This window comes from Bradyrhizobium sp. SHOUNA76 (assembly GCF_023006445.1).
In the GTDB taxonomy this organism is placed as follows: domain Bacteria; phylum Pseudomonadota; class Alphaproteobacteria; order Rhizobiales; family Xanthobacteraceae; genus Bradyrhizobium.
Map to the genome: position 1 here is coordinate 1 of NZ_JALBHA010000719.1, position 2,381 is coordinate 2,381.

General features: G+C 65.0%; 3 protein-coding genes. 1 reads left to right on the forward strand and 2 read right to left on the reverse strand.

Features of this window, described 5'->3' with window-relative positions:
* Nucleotides 1-915 (reverse strand): D-glycero-beta-D-manno-heptose-7-phosphate kinase (gene rfaE1, locus MOV74_RS36110; protein WP_246932041.1); only part of this gene is annotated, 915 nt, incomplete at its 3' end.
* 12 nt (nt 916-927) lie between these two features.
* Nucleotides 928-1,908, reverse strand: coding sequence for an ADP-glyceromanno-heptose 6-epimerase (rfaD, locus tag MOV74_RS36115; RefSeq protein WP_246932043.1), 981 nt, complete (start codon nt 1,906-1,908; stop codon nt 928-930).
* Nucleotides 1,909-2,079: 171 nt separating this feature from the next.
* On the opposite strand from rfaD, the gene MOV74_RS36120 reads away from it, so the two are divergent.
* A partial coding sequence (locus tag MOV74_RS36120) for a glycosyltransferase family 9 protein (RefSeq protein ID WP_404979226.1) occupies nt 2,080-2,381 on the forward strand: 302 nt, incomplete at its 3' end.

Sequence of the window (2,381 nt, forward strand, 5' to 3'; positions counted from 1 at the left end):
CGCCGCGTTGGCCATGCGCAGGGCCGTATCCCAGTCCGCGCCGGTCGCAAGCGATACCGCGAGCGCGGCGGCGACGGTGTCCCCGGCGCCGGAGACATCGCGCACTTTCACCGGAAAAGCCGGAACGTGAACGGCCTCGCCGCCCCGTGGCACCAGCGTCATGCCGTGCTCGCCTTGGGTGACCAGGATCGCCTTGCAATCGGCGAGCCGCATCACATCCTCGCTGGCATCGACAATGCTCTGTAGCGTGTCGGCGCGGCTGCGCGTCGCTTCCGCAAATTCCTTGCGGTTGGGCGTGAGCAGCGTGGCGCCGCGATAGATCGCCCAGTTCAGGCTCTTGGGATCGACGATCACGGGCTTGCCGAGTTTTCGCGCGGCGTCGATGGTGTGGCGGATGACGCGCGCCGTCAGCACGCCCTTGGCGTAGTCCGAAAGCAGCACGATATCGGCGCGCGCGATCTGCGGCAGGATCGCCTCGATCAGCCTGGTCTCGATCCCATCGGAGGCAGGCAGCGCCTGCTCCCAATCCGCGCGCAGCATGTGCGTGGAAAAATGTTCGGAGACAAAGCGGACTTTTCGCGTGGTCGGCCGCGACGGGTCGCGCACCAGCACGTTCTCGATGCCGGCGATCTCATCCAGCGCCGCCTTGAGCCGTGCGCCGGCATCGTCCTCGCCGACGAGGCCGACGAAGATGCAGCGCGCGCCGAGAGACGCGACGTTGCGCGCGACATTGCCGGCACCGCCGATATGGATCTCGCTGCGCTGTGCAGCGATGACAGGCGTCGGCGCTTCCGGCGAGATCCGCGACACCTCGCCATAGACGAACTCGTCCAGCATGATGTCGCCGATGCAGAGCACCGTGCGGCCCGAGATGGCCTGCGCGAGGGCGTCGAAATCGAGAATGGGCGTCGGCATGATCAAAAAGCCTCAGCGGAAACGGTCGGGCCGGTCGAGATAGTCTCCGACATAGGCTTTTACCGCGTCCTCGAGCGTCGTGAAGCCGCCGTTATAGCCGGCGCGGCCGAGGCGATCGACCTCGCTCTGGGTGAAGTACTGATACGCGCCGCGGATGTTCTCGGGCATGTCGATGTATTCGATGTTGGGCCTGGTGCCGAGCGCGGCATAAGCCGCGAGCATCAGGTCCTTGAAGCTGCGCGCCTTGCCGGTGCCGACATTGAAGAGCCCGGAGACGGAGGGCGTTGCCAGCAGCCACATGATGACGCGCACGACGTCGTCGACATAGATGAAGTCGCGGCGCTGGTCGCCGTCGGCGATGCCCTCGCGATGCGACTTGAACAGCTGCACGACGCGCCCCGCTTTGACGTCGTCGAAGCGGCGCGCCAGCACGCTCATCATCGAGCCCTTGTGGTATTCGTTAGGGCCGAACACGTTGAAGAATTTCAAGCCCACGCATTGCGGCGGCAGCGGATCGCCGTTCGCTGCGCGCCCGGCGACCGCGAGATCGAACATGTGCTTGCTCCAGCCATAGAGATTCATCGGCCGCAGCTTTTTCAGTGCCGGCAGCGAGGCATCGTCGCCAAAGCCGGCCTCGCCGTCGCCATAGGTCGCTGCCGAAGAGGCATAGATGAGCGGCACGGCGCCCGCCGTGCACCAGTCCAGCAGGCGCATCGACATGCGGAAATTGGTCTCGAACACGTGGTCGCCGTCGGTCGCGGTGGTCGCGGAGATCGCCCCGAGATGGATCACGGCATCTAACTTGCGGCCCGTCAGCCAGTCGAGCAGTTCGGCCGGCGGAACGATATCCACAAGCTGGCGCTTGGCGAGGTTGCGCCACTTGCCGTCATTGCCGAGCAGGTCGCACACCACGACGTCGCTGCGACCGGCGTCATTCAGCGCGGCCACGACATTCGATCCGATAAAACCGGCCCCGCCGGTCACCAGCAACATTCCACCTACCTGCCCGATTTTCTTAAGGTCCGACCCTGCCGTAGCGCATCATCCGCCAAAGTGTAAGCATTTTGGGCAGGCGTTTTGGACTCGCGCACTGCCTGCTTTACGTCCCGGCCCGGAGCGGCTAACCGAAGCGCCACATCAGCTCGCCTTCGGCCCTATTAACGAATGAATCAAGATTCGCAATTTAGTGAAGATGCAGATCGGGACGACACGCGCCCGATCCTGATCATTCCCTACATGTGGATCGGCGATTTCGTCCGGAACCACACCGTGGTGCGGGTCCTGAAGGCGCGCTGGCCCAATCGCCCGGTCGATCTGCTGACCACATCCCTCTGCGCCCCGCTGGTCGATTACATGCCCGGCGTGCGCGCTGGCATCGTCTGGGACCTGCCGCGCGGCCGCCTCGCCGTGGGCCGCCAGCTCGCCCTGGGCAAGCTCCTGCGTGAGCGGAACTACGGCACGGCGCT

Excerpts from the sequence above, each read along its gene's own strand:
- rfaD (WP_246932043.1), bottom strand. The coding sequence starts at position 1,908 with ATGTTGCTGGTGACCGGCGGGGCCGGTTTTATCGGATCGAATGTCGTG.